Genomic DNA, 21111 nt, shown 5'->3' with positions numbered 1-21111 from the left:
ATGGTTCTCGTCGAATGCCGTGTACGAGGAGGGGCCGCCGGAACTGCCTGCCCCGGTCGCCGCGACCGTCATGCCCTCACGTACCGGGTCTGCGGCGCAACGCCAGGTCTCCGTCGGCGACGCCGGCCGCCAGCCGCCGGGCCAGGTTGTCCAGCGCCTCCAGCTGCCGCCGCACCTCCGCCCGCTGCCGGCCCGTCTCGGTCAGGATGGCCTCCAGCTCGGCGACCTCCTCGGGGGTGAGCCCCGGCAGGTCCATGTCCCGGACGCTCACCCTGCGCACCAGCGAGCCACTGCCGCGCTGCTGGTTGCGTGGGGCGGCGAGCAGCTGTGCCAGCGCTTGGGGGCGCATCCACAGGTTCTCCGGGGCCACCGGACGTTTCGCGTCGGGACCCGCCAGGTACTCCCGGTAGGCCGGGATCCTCAGCCCTTGTACCGGAGCCAGCAGCACACATCCGCCCGCGTCGTCCACGCGCGTGTGCACCCCGTGCTCGGTGAGCAGGAAGACATCGCCGCGCTCGGTCGTCACCGATTGCGGATACTGGGCCAGATCCTCCAGAGCGATCCGTCGCCGGCCGAGCGGAAGCGCGCCGAGCATCTCCTCGCGGCCGATGACCATCAGACCGGCGTCCCCGATGTCCGATTCGCGGATGCGGTGCCCGGCCAGCAGTCGGAGCTGGCCGGCCCTCAGGTGTTCGCCGACCTTGCGGTGCGTCACCGCACTGTCCTCGGGCCGACGGGCAATGCCCAGATTGCCGATCCACTCCTTCAGGCCCGGCAGAGCGACGGCGGCCTCGCGGCGCGCGTCCAGGGTGGCCGAGAAGTGGTCCAAGTCCTGTTCCTTAGAGGCGAGCCGGTGCGCCGGCAGCACCGAGCGGCCGTCCAAAAGCGCGTCCGCCCTCGGCCCTGCGGCCGACACGGGGAAGTACCCGGCCTCCTCGTCCACCGGTGACCGACCGGCATCCAGCACTTCGGTTACGTACGCCGTCCACGCGCCGCCGACACGACGGGCGATCCGGTCGGCGTCGACCAACAACACCTCGCCCCGCTGCTCTGGGGCCGCCTCACCACGCAACACCAGCAGCGCGTGCTCCGCACCCGTGCGGAACGGATGGATCCGGCGCGGCAGTTGAATGACCGCCTCCACCGCGTCCCGACTCAGCAGCTCTTCCCGCATCCGCGCGTTCGGTGTCGGTGTCGTGCCACGCGGCCGGCTCAGGGTCCAGGATGGTACGACGACAAGCCCTCGGCCGCCGGGATTCAGCCGGCGCACGGCCTCCAGCGCCCAGCCGAGCGGGCCGCCCTCGTCGAACTCCCGCTCCCCAGCGGCGTAGGGCGGGTCGGCGAGGACGATGTCGCCGGACGGGATTCCCCAGGGGCGGTCGGGGTCCAGATCGAGCTCACGCTGTTCCCAGGGGCGCAGCGTGTCCAGTTCTTCTGCTTGCGAGCAGATGTCCACGGCGGTGCAGTGGTGTGCGAACAGCCGGTAGAGGAGAAGCTTGCGGCGCAGTGGATCGGGTTCTACCGCGACGATGCCCCCGCGTCCCTTGATGCTGTCGAGCGCGAACAGCAGCTCCCCGGTGCCTGCACACAGGTTGATCACCGTTGGATGATCAGGGCCGGAGGACAGCACCCCTACCGGACCGGCCAGCGTGCTGATCAGCCGTGCTACAGCGAGCGGCGTCGTGTCCGTCGTCAGGTCCGACTCCAGTCGCTCGGCCAGACCCAGCACGGTGTCAGCCGCAGCGGCCGGTGAGCCGAGTTCCTCGATGAGGTCGCGGACGGCACGGACAACACGGGGATCAGCGTTCTCCACATCCTCCAGCAGGTGCTCGGGGAGATACTCCGGGTACCAGTCGCCCCCTTCACCCGCCATGGCGCACGCGGCAAGCGCGTCGACGATGAGCCGGTCCGCAGAGCCCAGCTCGTGACGCAACGCCACCAGTCCGCGCAACCGTAGCCCGCGCCGGAACCGGTCACCGTAGGTGGGAACGGTGCCGTCCTCCTCAGGCTCCGCGTCCGGGATGGGGCGCAGGTCCAGCCAGGACGCCACGTCCTCGGCGTCGAAAAGAGGCTTGCTGTCGCTGCCTCCCACGGGATCGGGGAACGGCATGCGTCCGTTGCCGCCGGTTCCCAGGACCTCCTTGGCGAACCTGCGCCGCCAATTGCTGACGGTGGGCCGGCCGACCTCGGCGAGTTCCTTGATCTCGCCGAGCGAGACCAACGACGACTCGCCCGTCTGTTCCTGCGCCCGCGTCGTCATTCCGGTTCCCATTCCTTTCCGTCCCCGTCGTAGGTGGCCTCTTCTACGGCCACGGCCTCACAGCCGCATCGGCTCTTCTCCGGAGAGCACCGCCTTCTTGCGTGCCAACACTGCGGGTACCTGCCCGTACTTCTCATGCCGGTCGGCCATTTCCGGTGAGAGGTACCGCATCAACGTCAAGGCGGTGTCCAGGTCTCGATCCAGATGCCGGTGGAAGACGCACTCGTGATGCGCGATGCGGTTCCGCAGCGTAAGCATGAGCTTGAATCGCTCGTACAGGTCCGCCCGGCCGCCGCGGTGCTCCCGGAACAGATGACGGAGCGAAGAGTTCCAGTACTTCATCTCGTAGTTGTCACGGCCGCCACGCCCGAGCAGGCTGACCCAGAAGCCGAACGACAGCTGCGCGACGATGTCGCACGGGCCGAACGGGCGGTACGGTCGCCTGTCCTCCAAGGTCTCCATCGCCTGGGCCAGCATGTTCTGGCCCTTGTAGTTGGGCCGCGCCTTCGGCACGTCCCACCAGGCCTCTTGGCCATGACGTCCCACGAGCTGGCGGTGGAGCCGGTTTCGCAGGCTCACCTCGAGGTCACGCAAGGGGCTCTGCATAGCCCGGGCCACCTCGGAGTCCCAGGCGTACAGCCGCAGTGCGCGGGTGCGGTTGCCTCCACACCTGTGCAGGAACGACTGGAACCGCTCTGGAGAGATGGCTTCGATTAACCGACTGTCCTCATCCATCCCTCGGTCACCCAGAGTCACCGCACATCCTTTCCCCCGTGACCCGACCGTGGTAGAGTCCTTTGAGTAAGCCTTGGATCCCTGTCACTGCATCGCATACAGCCCTTGGCAGTGCTTGGTTGTGACCCTCGAGTCCGCCCGCTCGACTCGGGCGGACTCGAGGGCACAACTGCTTCTGGCGCAAGGCGGGTTGAGTCGACTTCGTTTGACCGCGGCGCCCACGAACCACAGTAGTAGCCCCAGCGATGCAAGGTCAACAATTTCGACGAAGCTGTTCTGAGAAGCCGGCTTCTCAGAACAGCTTCGATGGCTTAGCTGCTTTTGAAAACTTTCCCACCCTGCCCGTGACAACAACAAGAACGCCCCACCGTCCCTCAGCGGAACGGTGGGGCGTTCGGGGGTCTGCTCATTGCAAGCCCACCGTTTACGGCTACGTCGTCGACCGCCGCCTCCGCGCCCCCGGCCGGCGCTCGCTCGGCCGTGTCACCGGGTCCCCCGCCTCAAGGGCGGCGGCGCGGCGCTTCATGCCGAAGTCGGCCAGGGCCTCCGCCAGCTTCAGGACGGACGGTTCGGGGGCCATGACGTCGACGCGCAGGCCGTGTTCCTCGGCCGTCTTGGCCGTGGCCGGGCCGATGCAGGCGATCACCGTCACGTTGTGCGGCTTGCCGGCGATGCCGACCAGGTTGCGGACCGTGGAGGAGGAGGTGAAGAGGACCGCGTCGAAGCCGCCGCCCTTGATCGCCTCACGGGTCTCCGCCGGGGGCGGCGAGGCGCGGACCGTGCGGTAGGCCGTGACGTCGTCGACCTCCCAGCCGAGCTCGATCAGCCCGGCGACCAGGGTCTCCGTGGCGATGTCGGCGCGCGGCAGAAACACGCGGTCGATCGGGTCGAAGACCGGGTCGTAGGGGGGCCAGTCCTCCAGGAGGCCAGCCGCCGACTGCTCGCCGCTCGGGACCAGGTCGGGCTTCACGCCGAAGGCGACCAGGGCCTTGGCGGTCTGCTCACCCACCGCGGCCACCTTGATGCCCGCGAAGGCGCGCGCGTCGAGGCCGTACTCCTCGAACTTCTCCCGGACGGCCTTGACCGCGTTGACCGAGGTGAACGCGATCCACTCGTAGCGGCCCGTCACCAGGCCCTTGACCGCCCGCTCCATCTGCTGGGGCGTGCGCGGCGGTTCGACCGCGATGGTCGGCACCTCGTGCGGGACGGCCCCGTACGAGCGGAGCTGGTCGGAGAGCGACACCGCCTGCTCCTTGGTGCGCGGCACGAGGACCTTCCAGCCGAACAGCGGCTTGGACTCGAACCAGGAGAGCTGGTCGCGCTGGGCGGTGGCGGACCGCTCGCCGACCACGGCTATCACCGGCCGGCCGCCGTCGGGGGACGGCAGCACCTTGGCCTGCTTGAAGGTCTGCGCGATGGTGCCGAGGGTCGCCGTCCAGGTGCGCTGGCGGGTGGTCGTACCGGCGATGGTGACCGTCAGCGGGGTGTCCGGCTTGCGGCCGGCCGCCACCAGTTCGCCCGCGGCGGCGGCCACGGAGTCCAGCGTGGTGGAGACGACGACCGTGCCGTCGGAGGCGCCGACCTCGGTCCAGCAGCGGTCGGACGCCGTACGGGCGTCCACGAACCGGACGTCCGCGCCCTGCGCGTCGCGCAGCGGCACACCGGCGTACGCGGGCACGCCGACGGCGGTCGCGATGCCGGGGACGACCTCGAAGGGCACCCCGGCGGAGGCGCAGGCGAGCATCTCCTCGGCCGCGTACGTGTCGAGTCCGGGGTCCCCGGACACCGCACGGACGACCCGCCTGCCGCCCCGCGCGGCCTCCATGACAAGATGAACGGCATCCCGCGCGGGCGGGACGGCTGCGGTTGCTGACGTGCCGTCAACGACCGTCAGCTGAGGTGTGCCCGTGGGCGGATACGTGTCCCCGGAAGGATCCGTGTCCGTATGCACCACGGAGACGCCTTGCCTGGCGTGCGCGCGGATCACGTCGAGCACGTCGTGTTCGGCGACGAGGACGTCCGCGTTCGCCAGCGCCTCGACGGCGCGCAGAGTCAGCAGTCCCGGATCCCCGGGTCCGGCACCGAGGAAGGTGACGTGCCCGTGTTCCGGACCGGCGGCGGGAAGGGTGGTGGGGCTCAATGTGCTCGCTCCCCCATCAGACCGGCCGCGCCCTGGGCAAGCATCTCGGTGGCGAGTTCGCGACCGAGCGCCGTTGCCTGGTCATGTGTCCCGGGCACGGGACCGGTGGTGGACAGCTGCACCGTGCGGGTGCCGTCGGGGGTGCCGACGACGCCGCGCAGGCGCATTTCCTTGACAATCTGCCCGTCGGCCAGCAAGTCGGCCAGTGCGCCCACGGGGGCGCTGCAGCCGGCTTCCAGGGCGGCGAGCAGGGACCGTTCGGCGGTCACGGCGGCCCGGGTGAAGGGGTCGTCGAGTACGCCGAGTGCGGCGATCAGGTCCGCGTCGTCCGCGGCGCATTCGATCGCCAGTGCCCCCTGGCCGGGGGCGGGCAGAACCGTGTCGACCGACAGGAAGTCGGTCACCTCGTCCATCCGGCGTATCCGGCTCAGGCCGGCGGCGGCGAGGACGACGGCGTCGAGTTCGCCGTCGTGGACGTATCCGATGCGCGTGTCCACGTTGCCGCGGATCGGGACCGTGCGTATGTCCAGTCCGTGGGCGCGGGCGTACGCGTTGAGCTGCGCCATGCGGCGCGGCGAGCCGGTGCCGATGCGGGCGCCGCGGGGGAGGTCGGTGAACTTCAGCGCGTCCCGGGCGACGATCACGTCCCGCGGGTCCTCGCGGACCGGTATGGCGGCCAGCGCCAGTTCCCCGGGCTGCGTGGTCGGCAGGTCCTTCAGCGAGTGCACCGCGAAGTCGACCTCGCCCTTGAGCAGGGCGTCGCGCAGCGCGGTGACGAAGACGCCGGTGCCGCCGATCTGGGCGAGGTGTTCGCGGGAGACGTCGCCGTACGTGGTGATCTCGACGAGCTCGACGGGCCGCCCGGTCACCTGGCTCACGGCATCCGCCACTTGCCCGGACTGGGCCATGGCGAGCCTGCTCCGCCTGGTCCCGAGTCTCAGTGCCTTGGTGGTACTCATGCTGGCCCTCGGTTCTTGCCGTTCTTCTCGGAGTCGTGGTCGGCCCGGGAGACGGCGGCCACCGTCTCGGGGTCGAGGTCGAACAGGGTGCGCAGCGCGTCCGCGTACCCGGCGCCGCCGGGCTCGGCCGCGAGTTGCTTGACCCGGACGGTAGGCGCGTGCAGCAGCTTGTCGACGACGCGGTGCACGGCCTGGCGGACCTCGCCGCGCTGGCGGTCGTCCAGGTCGGGCAGCCGTCCGTAGAGCCGGGCGATCTCGCTGGAGACCACGTCGGCGGCCATGGTGCGCAGGGCCACCACGGTCGGCGTGATGTGCGCGGCCCGCTGGGCGGCACCGAAGGCGGCGACCTCGTCGGAGACGATACGGCGTACCTGGTCGACGTCGGCCGCCATCGGTGCGTCGGCGGAAGCCTCGGCCAGCGACTCTATGTCGACCAGCCGCACTCCGGCCAATCGGTGCACGGCCGCGTCGATGTCGCGGGGCATCGCCAGGTCGAGGAGGAAGAGCGCGGGGGCGGGACGGGGTATCTCCGCGACCGGCTCGGGCCTGCGGCGCTCGGGGATGCGGCCGACGGTGGCGACGGTCGCGGCGAGCGCGGTGATCAGCTCGGCGTCGGCCTCGGGGCCGCGGCGGGTGGCGCCCCGCCGGTCGACGGTGGCGTTGTCCACCCAGGCGCCGTGCTGCTCGAGCGTCGCCGCGTCGATGCCGGCGACGGCGGCCTCCCCCATCACGGAGAAGCCGGTGGCGCCCGGCACGGCGGACAGGTCGAGCGGGCAGCCGTCGTCGGTGCCCGCGGCGGGCGGCTGGGCCGGTCGTACGTCGGCCGGGGCGGGGGTACGGCCGTCGCCGTCGGCCGGGGCTGGGGTACGGCCGTCGCCGTCCGCCGCCGTGAGCTCGCCGGTGCGGCCCTCGACCGCGTTCGCGATGGCCTCGGCGGACAGGACCAGCCCCGTCGCCCCGGTGCAGGAGACGGCGACGTCGGCACGTGTCAGCTCGAACGCGACGGCGTCCATCGGTACCGCGCGGGCCAGTACGTGCGTGTCGTCACCCTCGGTGAGTATCTGTGCGAGGCGTTCGGCGCGGTCCTGGGTGCGGTTGGCGACGACGACCTCGGCGACCCCGGCGCGCGCGAGCGTGGCCGCGGCCAGGGAGGACATCGAGCCTGCGCCGATGACCAGGGCCTTCTTGCCGCGGGCCCAGGCCTCGACCGGTGTGCCGAGGGCCAGCTGCTCCAGGCCGAAGGTGACCAGGGACTGGCCGGCGCGGTCGATGCCGGTCTCGGAGTGGGCGCGCTTGCCGACCCGCAGGGCCTGCTGGAACAGGTCGTTGAGCAGGCGTCCGGCGGTGTGCAGGTCCTGCGCGCGGGCCAGGGAGTCCTTGATCTGGCCGAGGATCTGGCCCTCGCCGACGACCATCGAGTCCAGTCCGCAGGCCACCGAGAAGAGGTGGTGGACGGCCCGGTCCTCGTAGTGCACGTAGAGGTAGGGGGTGAGCTCGTCCAGCCCGACGCCGCTGTGCCGGGCGAGCAGCGTGGACAGCTCGGCGACACCGGCGTGGAACTTGTCCACGTCGGCGTACAGCTCGATGCGGTTGCAGGTGGCGAGCAGCGCGGCCTCGGTGGCCGGTTCGGCGGCGACCGTGTCGTGCAGCAGCTTGACCTGGGCGTCCGTGGAGAGCGCGGCGCGCTCCAGGACGCTGACCGGGGCGCTGCGGTGACTCAGTCCGACGACGAGGAGACTCATGCCGGCATCACGGCGGGCACGTCCCCGTCGGGTCCCTGGTCGGCGGACTTGGCGCGGGTGGCGGCGGGCAGCGCGCCGTCGCCGGCGGCGGTCTCCTCGCCGGCCTTGCGCTGCTCGTGGAAGGCGAGGATCTGCAGCTCGATGGAGAGGTCGACCTTGCGCACGTCGACGCCGTCCGGGACGGCCAGGACGGTCGGCGCGAAGTTCAGGATGGAGGTGACACCGGCGGCGACGAGACGGTCGCAGACCTGCTGGGCGGCGCCCGCGGGGGTGGCGATCACGCCGATGGAGACGCCGTTGTCCTTGATGATCTTCTCGAGCTCGTCGGTGTGCTGCACGGGGATGCCCGCGACGGGCTTCCCGGCCATGGCGGGGTCGGCGTCGATCAGCGCGGCGACCCGGAAGCCGCGGGAGGCGAACCCGCCGTAGTTGGCGAGGGCGGCGCCGAGATTGCCGATACCGACGATGACGACCGGCCAGTCCTGGGTCAGGCCCAGCTCGCGGGAGATCTGGTAGACGAGGTACTCGACGTCGTAGCCGACACCGCGCGTTCCGTACGAACCCAGGTAGGAGAAGTCCTTGCGCAGCTTCGCGGAGTTCACTCCCGCGGCGGCGGCCAGCTCCTCGGAGGAGACCGTGGGCACCGAGCGCTCCGAGAGTGCCGTGAGGGCTCGGAGGTACAGCGGAAGCCGGGCGACGGTGGCCTCGGGAATCCCTCGGCTGCGGGTCGCCGGTCGGTGAGTTCGGCCAGTTGCCACGGTGCTCCTGCGGGTAGAGCGGGGCTGCAGGCGGTCACACGTCCCCAGACCGCCCCGTCGAATGCAGGCTATGTCTTTGTGAACGCGTGCACAAAGATGGTGTCCGTTTTGCCCGCCCAACGTGACCGGGCTCACGCACCTCACTCGTGGGGGCAAAACCGACACACTCCTCGCGATTCCCGCCCCCGAGACCAAGCCGCCATCGATCCTAAGCCAGCTTCCGCATGACTTGGACTAGTCGGTCAGTTCCTTTCGGAGGCGACCCTCGTCCACCCGCCAGAAGGTGTGCTGCCTGCCGTCGACCAGGACGACGGGGATCTGCTCCCAGTACTGGTCGTGGAGCGCCTGGTCCTGGGTGATGTCCTTCTGCTCCCAGGGCACGCCCAGATCGCCGCAGACCTTCTCGACCACGGCCTGCGCGTCGTCGCACAGATGGCAGCCGGGCTTCCGGATCAGCGTGACGAGCCGGTCGCCCGGCGCGCCCTTACGTCGAAAGAGGGGACTCATGAGGGCCATTCTCCCGCTGGTTTAACGACACGGTCGCGGAGAGTTCACAGCGTCCCAACCTCACCGCGCCGGAAGCTCCGAACAAACTGGCTATGCTCACGCCATGGCCGCTCTCGGATGGCTCACTCCCCGTAGGCGCTCCGCCACGGCGCGGAGCGTGTTGGCAGGCGAGGCCTCGGCGGAGGCCGCGCGCAAGTCCTCGCAGGACCTCCTGGACGTCGTGGACGTGCAGGACGCCCGGGACACCGACGTCACGGACCGGGAACCGGAGTTCCCGGTGCTCGGCGACGACAAGGCCGCCGCGTTCTTCGACCTGGACAACACGGTGATGCAGGGCGCCGCGCTGTTCCACTTCGGGCGGGGCCTGTACAAGCGGAAGTTCTTCGAGACCCGCGACCTGGCGAAATTCGCCTGGCAGCAGGCCTGGTTCCGGCTGGCCGGGGTCGAGGACCCCGAGCACATGCAGGACGCGCGCGACTCCGCGCTGTCGATCGTCAAGGGCCACCGGGTGGCCGAGCTGGAGTCGATCGGCGAGGAGATCTACGACGAGTACATGGCCGACCGCATCTGGCCGGGCACCCGGGCGCTGGCCCAGGCCCACCTGGACGCGGGCCAGAAGGTGTGGCTGGTCACGGCGGCCCCGGTGGAGATCGCGCAGGTCATCGCGCGTCGGCTGGGCCTGACGGGTGCGCTGGGCACGGTGGCGGAGTCGGTCGACGGCGTCTACACCGGCAAGCTGGTCGGCGAGCCCCTGCACGGCCCCGCCAAGGCGGAGGCGGTGCGCGCGCTGGCCGCCGCGGAGGGCCTGGACCTGTCCCGCTGCGCCGCCTACAGCGACTCCCACAACGACATCCCGATGCTCTCCCTCGTCGGCCACCCCTACGCCATCAACCCGGACGCCAAGCTGCGCAAGCACGCCCGGGACAAGGACTGGCGCCTGCGGGACTACCGCACCGGCCGCAAGGCGGCGAAGGTCGGCATCCCCGCGGCGGCGGGTGTCGGCGCCGTGGCGGGCGGCACCGCGGCGGCGATCGCCCTGCACCGGCGCCGCCGGTAGGCGACGCGCCCTCTCGCGCAGTCGAACACGGGTCGGGTGGGGGATACCCCATCCGTACCCCGACGCGCCCGCGGTTCGCCGAAATCCACACCTTTCCGATCAGCAATCGGTCACGCTCAGACATGTGAAGGGGCGTCAAACGGTTACGGAAGCGACGTAATCGATGATTTGAGCAACTGGGTGTAGCAGCGCCTGCACGAAGCGTTATTCTCCTGGGACGCAAACCGGTACCCCTCCGTCGCTACGACGGGTGAAAGGTCCCGTACTGCACGTGATGGAAGCTCTGCCTCTGGGAGTCCCGTGTACCCACACGTCGGGGTTGACGCCTCGGGCCTGGCTGCGCTGCGCGCGACGGTCGCGACGGTCAAAGCGTCGTTGCGCGACTTCGCCCCCACCGCGTACGCCGTCCCCGCCTTCGCCACCGCCGCGCCCGTAGGCCCGTGCTACGCACTGGCCGAGGGCGCCGCGGTGGGCAGACGAGGGCGCGCGACCGGCTCGGCCACCACGCGCCGCCCGGCCGCGGACAGCGACAGCGCCCGGATGATGGACCTCGTGGAGCGCGCCCAGGCCGGCGAGGCCGACGCCTTCGGACGGCTCTACGACCAGTACAGCGACACGGTGTACCGGTACATCTACTACCGGGTCGGCGGCCGGGCCACCGCCGAGGACCTCACCAGCGAGACCTTTCTGCGCGCCCTGCGCCGGATCGGCACCTTCACCTGGCAGGGCCGCGACTTCGGCGCCTGGCTCGTCACCATCGCCCGCAACCTGGTCGCCGACCACTTCAAGTCCAGCCGCTTCCGCCTCGAGGTCACCACCGGCGAGATGCTCGACGCCAACGAGGTCGAGCGCTCCCCCGAGGACTCGGTGCTGGAGTCCCTCTCCAACGCCGCCCTGCTGGACGCCGTACGACGGCTCAACCCCCAGCAGCAGGAGTGCGTGACCCTGCGCTTCCTCCAGGGTCTCTCCGTCGCCGAGACCGCCCGGGTCATGGGCAAGAACGAGGGCGCCATCAAGACCCTCCAGTACCGGGCCGTGCGCACGCTCGCCCGGCTCCTGCCGGACGACGCGCGCTGACCGCGAGCGCCGAGCGACGAGCGGCGACGCCGGGCGACATAGGGCGACGCCCAACTCACGTTGCGTGAAGGCCGTTTGACTTTCCGATCCGGCCGTCCGTCGTCCGTAACCCAAGTGGCGCGCCAGTCGTTGTTCGGGATACAGGCTCCCTGTGGTCACGTCCCGGTCGACCATGCTCACTCGTTCGTGTGGATCGGTCGAGGGCGTGCAACCCTCAGGACCCCCTGGGGAGTCGACCGTCATGACGAGAGGAGGTGCCGCCAGTGATCGCGAACGTATCGGCGCACCGGCGGGCGAACGCCTTCGCCCAGGCCCTGGAGGAGCAGTCCGACCGGGACACGGTGGCCGAGCAGACCGAAGGGCCGGCGCGACCGGACCCGGCCACCGCGGAACAGACCGAGCGAGGCCGGTTGTTGGCCCTCGCCGGAGGTCTCGGCGCGCTGCCCAAGCCGCAGCTCGACCCCGACGTCAAGGTCGTCCAGCGGGCTCAGCTGGTGGCCGCGATGGAGGCCATGCTGCGGGAGGGCACCGCGGGCGAGGCGGCGGACCCTGCGGTGCCCGGACAACGAGCCCACCGGGCGCGCGGCGGCCATCGGGCGAGCCCGCTGGGGAAGCTGCGACCGCGTTCACGGCTGGCCAAGGGACTCGCCGCGGGCGGGCTCAGCGTCGGTGTGGCCGCGGGGGCGTTCGGCGGGGTCGCCGCCGCGAGTTCCGACGCCCTGCCCGGCGACTCGCTGTACGGCCTCAAGCGCGGCATCGAGGACTTCAAGCTCAACTACATGTCCGACGGGGACAGCGAGCGCGGCGGGCGCTATCTCGACCAGGCCTCGACCCGGCTGGGCGAGGCGCGGCGGCTGATGGAACGCGGCCGCGGCGGGCACCTCGACCACGAGTCCATCGGTGAGATCCGCCGCACGCTGTCCGGCATGCGGCACGACGTCTCCGAAGGCCACCGGCTGCTGCACGCGGCGTACGAGCGCGACCCCGACTCGCTGGGCCCCATCCAGGTCCTCTCCGCGTTCTCACGGTCCCACCGCGAGGCGTGGGGCGCCCTCCGCGACAAGCTGCCCGTCCAGCTCGGGGACGTCAGTCAGCAGGTCTCGTCGGTGTTCGACGCCATAGACGAAGAGGTCGCCCCGCTGCAGTCCCTGCTCCCCCAGCAGCCCGCCCAGCCCGGCGACGGCAAGCGGCAGAGCCCGGGCAGGACGCCCAGCAGCTCCTCCGGCACGCACCGGTCGACCACGCCCGGCACCGGCTCCGCCTCCGGCCACCAGTCCAGCCCCGGCAGCCCCAGCGGCTCCGCCTCCGGCAGCACCGGCGACGGTCTGATCGACGGCAGCACGGGCGGCCTGCTCGACCCGCCGAAGAGCAGCGGCAGCGCCTCCCCGTCCACGAGCAAGGGCCCGATCCCCGCACCGGACGTCACCGTCCCGCCCCTCCTCCCGGGCCTCCTGCCCGGCCTGGGCATCGACGGCGAGAACAACAACGGCAGCGGCAGCAGCAACTAGCGGTAAGAGAGCGGGGGTGCCCACGCCACGAGGGGGCGCCCCCGTCGCCGTACCGGCCCCCTCAGAAGAACACCGACCGCCGCTGCACCAGCAACTTGCAGGTCCGTCAGGTTGAACATCAGCATCGGGTCCTCGGCGGCCTCCGGCGGGTAGCCGTCCGTGGGGATCGGCTCGCCGAACTGGATCGTCCACTTCGTGGGGAGGGGAATCGCACCCAGCGGGCCCAGCCACGGGAAGGTCGGGGTCAGCGGGAAGTACGGGAAACCGAGGAGCCGGGCCAGGGACCCCTTTGCATTGCCGCCCTCGCGCCGCTTCGCGGGCTTCGCCCGGCCGCGCCGGACTCCGTCCGCCGACCGCCCCACCGCCCCCTCAGAAGAACACCGACCGCCGCTGCACCAGCAACTTGTACAGCGTGTGCTGGATCTGTTCCCTGACCTGGTCCGTCAGGTTGAACATCAGCATCGGGTCCTCGGCGGCCTCCGGCGGGTAGCCGTCCGTGGGGATCGGTTCACCGAACTGGATCGTCCACTTCGTGGGGAGGGGAATCGCACCCAGCGGGCCCAGCCACGGGAAGGTCGGGGTCAGCGGGAAGTACGGGAAACCGAGGAGCCGGGCCAGGGTCTTGGCGTTGCCCAGCATCGGGTAGATCTCCTCCGCCCCGACGATCGAGCAGGGGACGATCGGAACGCCCTTGCGCAGGGCGGTGGAGACGAAACCGCCCCGGCCGAACCGCTGGAGCTTGTAGCGCTCGCTGAAGGGCTTGCCGATGCCCTTGAAGCCCTCCGGCATCACCCCGACCAGCTCGCCCTGGCCCAGCAGCCCCTCCGCGTCCTCGGCGCACGCCAGGGTGTGGCCCAGCTTGCGGGCGAGTTCGTTGACGACCGGCAGCACGAAGACCAGGTCGGCGGCGAGCAGCCGCAGGTGCCGGCCCGCCGGGTGGTGGTCGTGCACGGCGACCTGCATCATCAGGCCGTCCAGCGGCAGCGTCCCGGAGTGGTTGGCGACGATCAGCGCGCCGCCCTCGGCCGGGATGTTCTCGACGCCCTTCACCTCGACCCGGAAGTACTTCTCGTACACCGGCCGCAGCAGGGACATCAGGACCTGGTCGGTGAGCTCCGCGTCGTAGCCGAAGTCGTCGACCTCGTAGTCCCCGGTGAGCCGACGGCGCAGGAAGGACAGGCCGGCGGCGACACGCCGCTCCAGGTCCCCGGCGGGCGCCGTGGCCTCCGGCTTCTCGAGCGGCGTCTCCTCGCCGGTCACGGGGGCGTCCTTGGGCGCGGCCGCCCGGCTGGGCAGCGGCTGGACCTCCCGGACCACGCCTCCTTCCCCGTTCCCCAGCCGGCTCCCGGCGCTCCGGCGCCGCGGCGGCCGCTGCGCGGCGCCCCCGCGGGACCGGTCGTCGTCGAACGGAATGACCTTGGCGTCCGCCATCGTTGCTGCGCTCCTCAGTTGGCGCTCTGCGTCGGGAGGTGGCCGCTGCCCCGCAGGGACAGCGCGGCGATCCGGTCGACGGCCCCCGAGAGGGCCTCCGGCGGCAGCAGCCCGGGGCCGTGGCTGCGGGCGAAGTCCGCGAACGTCTCCGCGGTCGTGTACTTCGGCTGGAATCCGAGCGTCTCTCGCATCTGGTCGGTCGCCACCACCCGCCCGTGGGTGAGCAGCCGGATCTGCTCGGGCGAGAAGTCCGTCATACCCAGCGTACGCACCAGAGAGCCGGCCCACGTCACGGCGGGCAGCAGCAGCGGCACCGTGGGGCGGCCCAGCCGCCTGGAGCACTGTGAGAGCAGCAGGACCCCGTCGCCGGCGATGTTGAAAGTGCCGCTGTTGAGCGTGCCGCGACGCGGCTCGTGCGAGGCGATCCTGAGCACCTCGATCACGTCGTCCTCATGCACGAACTGCAGCCGGGGGTCGTAGCCGAACACGGTCGGCAGGACGGGCAGCGAGAAGTAGGAGGCCAGGGGGGTGTCCGCGTTCGACCCGAGGATGTTGGCGAACCTCAGCACGCACACGGCGACGTCCGGCCGCCGGCGCGCGAAGCCCCGTACGTATCCCTCGACCTCGCAGACGTCCTTGGCGAAGCCGCCGCTGGGCAGGGACTTGGCGGGAGTGGTCTCGGTGAACACCGCCGGGTCGCGGGGCGCCGACCCGTACACGTTCGTACTGGACTTCACCACCAGCCGTTTCACCGTCGGCGACTTCTGGCAGGCGCCGAGCAGCTGCATGGTGCCGATGACATTGGTCTCCTTGACCGTGGTCCGGCTGCCGGTGCCCAGCGCCATGCCGGTCACGTCCATGTGGACGACCGTGTCGGCGCCCGTCTCGGCGAGCACGCGCGCGATGGTCGGCTGCCGGATGTCCGCCTGGATGAAGTCGGCGCCCCCCAGGTGGTGCTCGGGCTGCACCGCGTCCACGGCGACGACCCGGTCCACTTCCGGGTCACGCTGGATGCGTCGTACGAAACGGCCCCCCAGTTGACGGGCCACTCCGGTCACGAGCACGACCTTTCCCAAGATCAGCGCCTTCCTTCCAGCCCTCGTCCCAGACCTAGTCCAGCCCGCGTTCCCCGTGTGCGGCCAACTTAGCGGGTGGATGTCGCCCTGTGATGACCGCCCGGCGCCGGGGTGGCGGAATTCCCCCTTGGGAATATGACTGTGGCCTCCCACGGGTTTCCCCGTGGGAGGCCACAAAGCCGCGCTCTCGGCGCCGGCTACTTCTTGTTGCGACGCTGAACGCGCGTGCGCTTGAGCAGCTTGCGGTGCTTCTTCTTGGCCATCCGCTTGCGCCGCTTCTTGATAACAGAGCCCACGACTACCCTCGCTCACTTCTCATCACTCGGTGCTGGGCGCCATGGGCCCATACGACCTACGAGGGGCTAGCCTACCCGTCCGAGCGCTGAGGGCCGAATCGAGGTGTTCCGGAGAGGTCTCCGGCGGTCGCCGTCAGGCGGTTTCCACCCCCACATAGCTCTCGCGAAGGTACTCGTGTACCGCTTGCTCCGGGACTCGGAAGGACCTCCCCACCCGGATCGCGGGCAGATGACCGCTGTGCACCAACCGGTACACGGTCATCTTCGACACTCGCATCACCGAGGCGACTTCCGCCACGGTAAGGAACTGAACCTCGTTCAGAGGCCTCTCGCCAGCTGCAGCCATGACACACCTGAACCTTCCGCACTCGACGGCCACCGGCTTCCCCTTCCGGTGACTCTTCGTCGTTGCGTGCTCACTCCCCAATGTAGGGGCGGGTGATGCGAGTGGGGAAGAGGTGCACCCATCGGCGGCCTACTGTGACAGACACGCTCGATTGAGTACGTAGCGGGTAAGCGGACGGTAGTAAGAAGACCGCACCGCGTCATCAAGTGGAACGGCGACCGACACCGAGCCCTCGGCCTCCCCGACGAACAGCGCCGGATCGTCCGTGTCGGCCAGTCCGATGGCCTCGAAACCCAGCTGACCTGCACCGCAGACCCAGCCGTGGTCCCCGATCACCAACGCCGGCAGTGGGCCTCCCGCCTCGGCGGCCGCGGCGAGCACGGTCCGAAGCGGGAGCGGTGAGTGCGTGTGTGCGCCGGGCTCACAACCGGGGCGTTCCGCTGCCGGGTCTCGTAGCAGCGCGACGCCTCGTACGTAATCAAGGTTGTAGGTGCGTAGGCCGAACCGGGTCGTTATGTCGACACAGCGACCCTGCGCCGGTGTGAGGACCTCACATCCCGCCGCCGACAAGGCGTCCGCCAAGGCGGCGTAGAACCCCAGGAGCCGGTGGGGGTGCCCGGTCCCCAGCAGCACCGGCGCCCTACACCGTGCGACCGTCGCGACCCGGTCCGCGAAGGCGTCCAGCGCGGCCAGCGTCCGCTCCGGGTCGATCACATCATGCCCTGAAATGTGCGCAGGATCGGCTGAAACCCCGCACTTGTCCGCCATCAACGCGATCAGGTCCCGCATCCCCCACGACCACTCCGGGTCGATCCCGATCAACACCCTGGGATCCCGGGCGGCGAAGAGTCGATAACTGCGCAGACTCTCCTCCCTGAGGGTCGCCACGGTCCCGGCAAGCCGGGCAGCCAACAGATGCGCGCGCAGTGCTCCCGTGCTCAACACGGGAGCGATGCTCGCGGACCGGAGCCCCGGGGGTGGGGAAAACAGGCGAAGACCCCACGGTTGGCGCAACGCACCGGCCGGCATTGCTCAGTCCGGCCGGGGGTGCCCACTCTGGTGGAGTTTGCGGACGAGGCCGTTCATGCCGAAGCGGGGTGCAGGGGCGGAGCCCCGCGGGGGTCCGGGGGCGCAGCCCCCAGCGGGGTCGAAGGGGCGCAGCCCCTGGGGCCGGGAAGGGCAGGGGCTGCGGGGGCGAAAGACACGGCCCCCCACCCGGGCGGCGCCCTACGGCAACAGCCCCCGCAGGGGAAACGCCGCCCGCCGGGTAGCCAGCACCGCCTGGTCCAACCGATCCGCCGGGTCGTACCCCTCCTCCCACGACCCCCACTCCACCGGCCACCGCCCATCAGTCATCCGCGCCGGCGCCAACTGCCGCGTACGCGCGAAGACCTCCTGCCGCCACCCGTCCGGAATCATCGCCTCGGGCGCGACCTCCCGCCCCGCCGCGATCCCCACGAGGTGCGTCCACGACCGCGGCACCACCTCCACCACGGCGTACCCTCCCCCACCGAGCGCCACCCACTTCCCCCCGGCGTACTCGTGCGCCAGCGAATGACACGCCACCTGCACCGCCCGCTGCGCGTCCAGCGACACCGCGAGATGCGCGAGCGGATCCTCGAAGTGCGTGTCCGCCCCGTGCTGCGTCACCAGCACCTGCGGCCGGAAGTCGGCGATCAGCTCCGGCACCACCGCGTGGAACGCCCGCAACCACCCCGCGTCCCCGGTCCCCGCCGGCAGCGCGACATTCACGGCCGAACCCTCCGCCGGCCCCGCCGCCCCGGTCTCCTCCGGCCATCCGGTCTGCGGGAACAACGTACGGGGATGCTCGTGCAGCGAGATCGTCAGAACCCGCGGATCCTCCCAGAACGCCGCCTGCACCCCGTCCCCGTGATGCACGTCCACGTCGACGTACGCGACCCGCTCCGCCCCCAGCTCCAGCAGCCGCGCGATCGCCAGCGCCGCGTCGTTGTAGATGCAGAACCCCGAGGCGGCGCCGGGCATCGCGTGGTGCAGCCCGCCCGCGAAGTTCACCCCGTGATCCGCGTCCCCCCGCCACACGGCCTCCGCCGCGCCCACCGACTGCCCGGCGATCAGCGCGGACGCCTCGTGTATCCCGGCGAACGCGGGATCGTCCACCGTGCCCAGCCCGTACGACCCGTCCGCCGCACGCGGATCCGCCGACGCGGCCTTCACCGCCTCGATGTAGTCCTCCCGGTGGACCAGCCGCAGCGTCGACTCCCCGGCGGGTTTCGCCGCGACGACGCCCATCTCCCGGTCGAGCCCGAAGGCGCCGACCAGTCGCCGGGTCAGCTCCAGCCGGACCGGGTCCATCGGATGGTCCGGGCCGAAGTCATAGCCCGTTACTGCCTCGTCCCACATCAGCTGTGCGCGGCCGCTCATGCCCGCCACCGTATCGGTCCGGTTGAGCCTCGAACGACCTGGCGTACACCAACGTCACCAGCACCAACACCATCGGCACAAGCATCGCCCCCCGATAGCTCCAGGCGTCCCCCAACGCCCCCACCAACGGCGAACCGACGAGGAAACCCACGTAGTTGAAGATGTTCAGCCGCGCGATGGCAGCGTCCGAAGCCCCCGGACCGTGACTTTCAAAAGCGTGCCGCCCCGCGGCCGCGAAGGTCTGCGGCACCAGCACGCACAGCCCCAGCCCCAACAGGGTGAACCCGAGCATCCCCACCCACGCCCCCGGCGCGACGGCGACCACCGCGAACCCGAGCGCCGCCACCAGCGCCCCCAGCCGCACGACGACCACGGCCCCGAACCGCCGCACCCCGAAGTCCCCGATGGTCCGTCCCAGCAGCGTGGTCACCATGTACACGTTGTACGGGACGGTCGCCAGCTGCTCCGAACTCCCCAGCGTGTCCTGCAGGTACTTCGCGCTCCAGTTGGAGACGGTCGAGTCCCCGATGTACGCGAACGACATCACCAGGCACAGCGGCAGCAGCAGCTTGAAGACGACGCCCCCGCCGTCCCGCTGCTCCTCCCGGCCGTCCACCGGCCCCTGGTCCCCGTCGACGTACCACCGGCTGCCGAGCAGGGCCGCCGGCAACAGCACCGCCACGACCGGCAGATACGACACCCACAGCGCCAGATGCCAGTGCGCCCCCACCCAGGCCAGCGAGGCCCCGACGATCCCGCCCAGGCTGTACGCCGCGTGGAAGCTGAGCATGATGCTGCGCCCGTACGTCCGCTGCAGACTCACCCCGAGCATGTTCATCGAGGCGTCCAGCGCACCGACCGCCAGCCCGAAGCATGCCAGCGCCGCCCCCAGCTCGGCCATCTCCCCGCCCGCCCCGACGCCCAGCAGCGCCAGCAGCACCACGGGCTGGGACCACCGCAGCAGCCGGCTGGGCCGTACGCGCCGCACGAGCTGCTCCGTGGTCACGCTGCCGACCCCGGCGAGGATCGGCACCGCGGCCAGGAAGACGGGCAGCAGTCCGTCGGAGACGCCGTACCGGTCCTGGATCGCCGGGATGCGCGTCACCAGCAGCGCGAACGTGGCGCCCTGCGCGAAGAAGCTGAACGCCAGCGAGGCCCTGCCGCGCCGCAGCACATCTGTCATGGCGGCGAGCGTAGGGCCCCGGCGTACCGGTGGGTAGATCAAGCCAAAGATGAATTTCACTCAGCTCTGCGCGGGAAGCGCTCAGCCGGCCAGAGCGACCTCACGCTGCACGGTCGTGTTCGCCGCCTCGGCCCGTACCAGGGCTTCCATCGGCCCGGCGCCGAGCGCGCCGCCGACGACCATGGCGACAAGGATCGCGACGGCCAGGATGACCCCGCCCAGCCACACCATGGTGTCCACGGGGAGGGTGTAGGCGCCGACGACCCGCACGACGCATTCGGCGAGCAGCGCCGCGCCCCAGACGATCGAGAAGGCCCGCTCCTTGCGCAGGAAGACCGCCGAGCCGGCCGCGGCGCCCGACGCCAGCCGCTGCCAGGCGGCCTCCTTGGCGGCGTCGCCCTTCACGAGGAACGGCTTCAGCCCCGTGGTCATCATGGGCTTGCCGAGAGCCACGGAGACCAGGATGCCGATCGCGATCGTGCTGCTGACAGCGCTGTCCTTGGCGAGCAGGAGCCGCGGGTCACCGGAGACGAAGCCGAGCACCAGCGAGACGACGTTCACCACCAGGATGAGCCCGGCGAGACCGTTGGTCTTCCGCTCCCTGACCGTGCTCCACACGGTCCGCAGGGCCGGCACCACGCTGCTGAAGGCGAGCGCCGCGAACGTGCTCATCCCGAAGGCGTCCTTGCCGAGGTAGTACGACCCGAGAGGCACCGCCACGTCCACGATCAGCGGGAGGAAGGGGTTCTGCTTGCTCGTCTTCGTCGTCATGCCCTCAGCTTCGCCGAGCAGGCCCGTACCGCAGTAGAAACGATCGTCCGGAGCCCGGCATGACATTTGTCAGGCCAGCAGGGCGGCCAACTCACCCATGTCGGAGAACAGTTGATCGGCGTCCGCGAGCTTCGCCGCAGGGGTCATCGCGGTGAACCCGTACACCTCCATCCCGGCCGCCCGGGCCGCCTGAACCCCCAGCGGACTGTCCTCCACGACCGCGCACCGCTCCGGCACGACCCCCATCCGCTCGGCCGCGTGGAGGAACAGGTCTGGCGCCGGCTTGCCCCGTCCCACGTCCTGTGAGCTGAAGATCCGCGACTCGTCGAACCACCGGTCGAGCCCCGTCGTCCGGTGTCCCACCCGGATCCGCTCATGGCTCCCGGAGGACGCCACGCAGTACGGCACACCGTCCACGGTCAGCTTCTCCAGTACGCCGCTCGCGCCGGCCACCGGCTTCAGCTCCCGCTCGAACGCGGCGAACACCCGCCCATGGAAAACGTCGTCGAAGTCGTCCGGCAGCCGCTGTCCCGTGCGCTCCATGACCAGTTCGTGGATCCGGTGCATCGCCGAACCCATGTAGTCACGGATGGAGTCCTCGTACGAGGTCGGGTGCCCGAGCTCGGTGAGGTAGGCGGCGAGGAGCCGGTTGGAGATGGGCTCACTGTCGACGAGGACGCCGTCGTTGTCGAAGATGATCAGGTCATAGCGCATAGCTAGACCCTAAACGCAGAAAACCCCCGCACCGTGTGGTGCGGGGGTTTTCCCAATATTTGTTCGGCGGTGTCCTACTCTCCCACAGGGTCCCCCCTGCAGTACCATCGGCGCTGTGAGGCTTAGCTTCCGGGTTCGGAATGTAACC

The 21111-nt window shown here is 70.6% G+C and carries 19 protein-coding genes, 1 rRNA gene and 1 pseudogene; 3 read left to right on the top strand and 18 right to left on the bottom strand.

Features of this window, described 5'->3' with window-relative positions:
• Nucleotides 1–76: 76 nt before the first annotated feature.
• The 7 genes from ACFY0F_RS24260 to ACFY0F_RS24230 all read right to left on the bottom strand — a co-directional run bounded on the left by ACFY0F_RS24260 (nt 77) and on the right by ACFY0F_RS24230 (nt 9101).
• Nucleotides 77–2260, bottom strand: a complete 2184-nt coding sequence (locus ACFY0F_RS24260) for an N-6 DNA methylase (RefSeq protein WP_388797968.1) — start codon at nt 2258–2260, stop codon at nt 77–79.
• Between the two features lie 57 nt (nt 2261–2317).
• Complete coding sequence (locus tag ACFY0F_RS24255) at nt 2318–2995, bottom strand: hypothetical protein (RefSeq protein WP_388797965.1); 678 nt, start codon at nt 2993–2995, stop codon at nt 2318–2320.
• Between the two features lie 430 nt (nt 2996–3425).
• Nucleotides 3426–5135, bottom strand: coding sequence for a uroporphyrinogen-III synthase (locus ACFY0F_RS24250; protein WP_388797962.1), 1710 nt, complete (start codon nt 5133–5135; stop codon nt 3426–3428).
• Complete coding sequence (hemC, locus tag ACFY0F_RS24245) at nt 5132–6094, bottom strand: hydroxymethylbilane synthase (protein WP_388797959.1); 963 nt, start codon at nt 6092–6094, stop codon at nt 5132–5134. Before hemC ends, ACFY0F_RS24250 begins: the two co-directional genes overlap by 4 nt.
• On the bottom strand, nt 6091–7836 hold the full coding sequence (locus tag ACFY0F_RS24240; protein WP_388797956.1) for a glutamyl-tRNA reductase: 1746 nt from the start codon (nt 7834–7836) through the stop codon (nt 6091–6093). The genes hemC and ACFY0F_RS24240 overlap by 4 nt, the downstream gene beginning before the upstream one ends.
• Complete coding sequence (locus tag ACFY0F_RS24235) at nt 7833–8594, bottom strand: redox-sensing transcriptional repressor Rex (RefSeq protein ID WP_388797953.1); 762 nt, start codon at nt 8592–8594, stop codon at nt 7833–7835. Before ACFY0F_RS24235 ends, ACFY0F_RS24240 begins: the two co-directional genes overlap by 4 nt.
• A 234-nt stretch (nt 8595–8828) precedes the next feature.
• Nucleotides 8829–9101 carry a glutaredoxin family protein gene (locus ACFY0F_RS24230; protein ID WP_388797950.1) on the bottom strand — a complete coding sequence of 91 codons (273 nt, stop codon included), beginning with the start codon at nt 9099–9101 and terminating at the stop codon, nt 8829–8831.
• A 103-nt stretch (nt 9102–9204) separates the two neighbouring features.
• Here ACFY0F_RS24230 and ACFY0F_RS24225 point away from each other — a divergent pair, with 103 nt between their 5' ends.
• The 3 genes from ACFY0F_RS24225 (at nt 9205) to ACFY0F_RS24215 (ending at nt 12743) form a co-directional block, all read left to right on the top strand.
• Nucleotides 9205–10158, top strand: coding sequence for an HAD family hydrolase (locus ACFY0F_RS24225; protein WP_388797947.1), 954 nt, complete (start codon nt 9205–9207; stop codon nt 10156–10158).
• A 300-nt stretch (nt 10159–10458) separates the two neighbouring features.
• Nucleotides 10459–11235: an ECF subfamily RNA polymerase sigma factor, BldN family gene (locus tag ACFY0F_RS24220; RefSeq protein ID WP_388797944.1), complete on the top strand. Its 777-nt coding sequence runs from the start codon at nt 10459–10461 to the stop codon at nt 11233–11235.
• 263 nt (nt 11236–11498) lie between these two features.
• Nucleotides 11499–12743: a DUF5667 domain-containing protein gene (locus ACFY0F_RS24215; protein WP_388797941.1), complete on the top strand. Its 1245-nt coding sequence runs from the start codon at nt 11499–11501 to the stop codon at nt 12741–12743.
• Nucleotides 12744–12804: 61 nt separating this feature from the next.
• On the opposite strand, the pseudogene ACFY0F_RS24210 reads toward ACFY0F_RS24215, so the two are convergent.
• The 11 genes and pseudogenes from ACFY0F_RS24210 to rrf form a co-directional block, all read right to left on the bottom strand.
• Nucleotides 12805–13024 (bottom strand): annotated as a pseudogene (locus tag ACFY0F_RS24210) (glycerol acyltransferase); the annotation flags it as partial.
• A gap of 88 nt (nt 13025–13112) precedes the next feature.
• Nucleotides 13113–14174, bottom strand: coding sequence for a lysophospholipid acyltransferase family protein (locus ACFY0F_RS24205; protein ID WP_388797938.1), 1062 nt, complete (start codon nt 14172–14174; stop codon nt 13113–13115).
• Between the two features lie 14 nt (nt 14175–14188).
• Nucleotides 14189–15250 carry an NAD-dependent epimerase/dehydratase family protein gene (locus ACFY0F_RS24200; protein WP_388797935.1) on the bottom strand — a complete coding sequence of 354 codons (1062 nt, stop codon included), beginning with the start codon at nt 15248–15250 and terminating at the stop codon, nt 14189–14191.
• A gap of 197 nt (nt 15251–15447) precedes the next feature.
• Nucleotides 15448–15546: a 30S ribosomal protein bS22 gene (locus ACFY0F_RS24195; RefSeq protein WP_003948845.1), complete on the bottom strand. Its 99-nt coding sequence runs from the start codon at nt 15544–15546 to the stop codon at nt 15448–15450.
• 133 nt (nt 15547–15679) lie between these two features.
• Nucleotides 15680–15892: a helix-turn-helix domain-containing protein gene (locus ACFY0F_RS24190; RefSeq protein WP_004984898.1), complete on the bottom strand. Its 213-nt coding sequence runs from the start codon at nt 15890–15892 to the stop codon at nt 15680–15682.
• 129 nt (nt 15893–16021) lie between these two features.
• Nucleotides 16022–16837 carry a phosphatase gene (locus ACFY0F_RS24185; protein ID WP_388797932.1) on the bottom strand — a complete coding sequence of 272 codons (816 nt, stop codon included), beginning with the start codon at nt 16835–16837 and terminating at the stop codon, nt 16022–16024.
• A 282-nt stretch (nt 16838–17119) separates the two neighbouring features.
• Entirely contained in the window at nt 17120–18295 is a 1176-nt protein-coding gene (locus tag ACFY0F_RS24180) for an acetoin utilization protein AcuC (protein WP_388797929.1), read from the bottom strand.
• Nucleotides 18246–19478 (bottom strand): MFS transporter, encoded by a 1233-nt coding sequence (locus ACFY0F_RS24175; protein ID WP_388797926.1) that lies wholly within the window; start codon nt 19476–19478, stop codon nt 18246–18248. The genes ACFY0F_RS24180 and ACFY0F_RS24175 overlap by 50 nt, the downstream gene beginning before the upstream one ends.
• Before the next feature lie 81 nt (nt 19479–19559).
• On the bottom strand, nt 19560–20249 hold the full coding sequence (locus tag ACFY0F_RS24170) for a VC0807 family protein (RefSeq protein ID WP_388797922.1): 690 nt from the start codon (nt 20247–20249) through the stop codon (nt 19560–19562).
• Between the two features lie 69 nt (nt 20250–20318).
• Nucleotides 20319–20963: an HAD family hydrolase gene (locus tag ACFY0F_RS24165; protein WP_388797919.1), complete on the bottom strand. Its 645-nt coding sequence runs from the start codon at nt 20961–20963 to the stop codon at nt 20319–20321.
• A gap of 61 nt (nt 20964–21024) precedes the next feature.
• Nucleotides 21025–21111, bottom strand: a 5S ribosomal RNA gene (gene rrf / locus ACFY0F_RS24160); the annotation flags it as partial.

This window comes from Streptomyces sp. NPDC001544 (assembly GCF_042894285.1).
Lineage (GTDB): Bacteria > Actinomycetota > Actinomycetes > Streptomycetales > Streptomycetaceae > Streptomyces.
Note: the sequence above shows the minus strand (reverse complement) of the source record. Positions and strands in the feature narration are given on the sequence as shown.

Coding starts and splice junctions, on each gene's coding strand:
- ACFY0F_RS24190 (WP_004984898.1), bottom strand. CDS start 15,892: ATGGCTGCAGCTGGCGAGAGGCCTCTGAACGAGGTTCAGTTCCTTACC.
- ACFY0F_RS24165 (WP_388797919.1), bottom strand. CDS start 20,963: ATGCGCTATGACCTGATCATCTTCGACAACGACGGCGTCCTCGTCGAC.
- ACFY0F_RS24260 (WP_388797968.1), bottom strand. CDS start 2,260: ATGACGACGCGGGCGCAGGAACAGACGGGCGAGTCGTCGTTGGTCTCG.
- ACFY0F_RS24180 (WP_388797929.1), bottom strand. CDS start 18,295: ATGAGCGGCCGCGCACAGCTGATGTGGGACGAGGCAGTAACGGGCTAT.
- ACFY0F_RS24205 (WP_388797938.1), bottom strand. CDS start 14,174: ATGGCGGACGCCAAGGTCATTCCGTTCGACGACGACCGGTCCCGCGGG.
- ACFY0F_RS24225 (WP_388797947.1), top strand. CDS start 9,205: ATGGCCGCTCTCGGATGGCTCACTCCCCGTAGGCGCTCCGCCACGGCG.
- ACFY0F_RS24170 (WP_388797922.1), bottom strand. CDS start 20,249: ATGACGACGAAGACGAGCAAGCAGAACCCCTTCCTCCCGCTGATCGTG.
- ACFY0F_RS24240 (WP_388797956.1), bottom strand. CDS start 7,836: ATGAGTCTCCTCGTCGTCGGACTGAGTCACCGCAGCGCCCCGGTCAGC.
- ACFY0F_RS24230 (WP_388797950.1), bottom strand. CDS start 9,101: ATGAGTCCCCTCTTTCGACGTAAGGGCGCGCCGGGCGACCGGCTCGTC.
- ACFY0F_RS24255 (WP_388797965.1), bottom strand. CDS start 2,995: ATGGATGAGGACAGTCGGTTAATCGAAGCCATCTCTCCAGAGCGGTTC.
- ACFY0F_RS24175 (WP_388797926.1), bottom strand. CDS start 19,478: ATGACAGATGTGCTGCGGCGCGGCAGGGCCTCGCTGGCGTTCAGCTTC.
- hemC (WP_388797959.1), bottom strand. CDS start 6,094: ATGAGTACCACCAAGGCACTGAGACTCGGGACCAGGCGGAGCAGGCTC.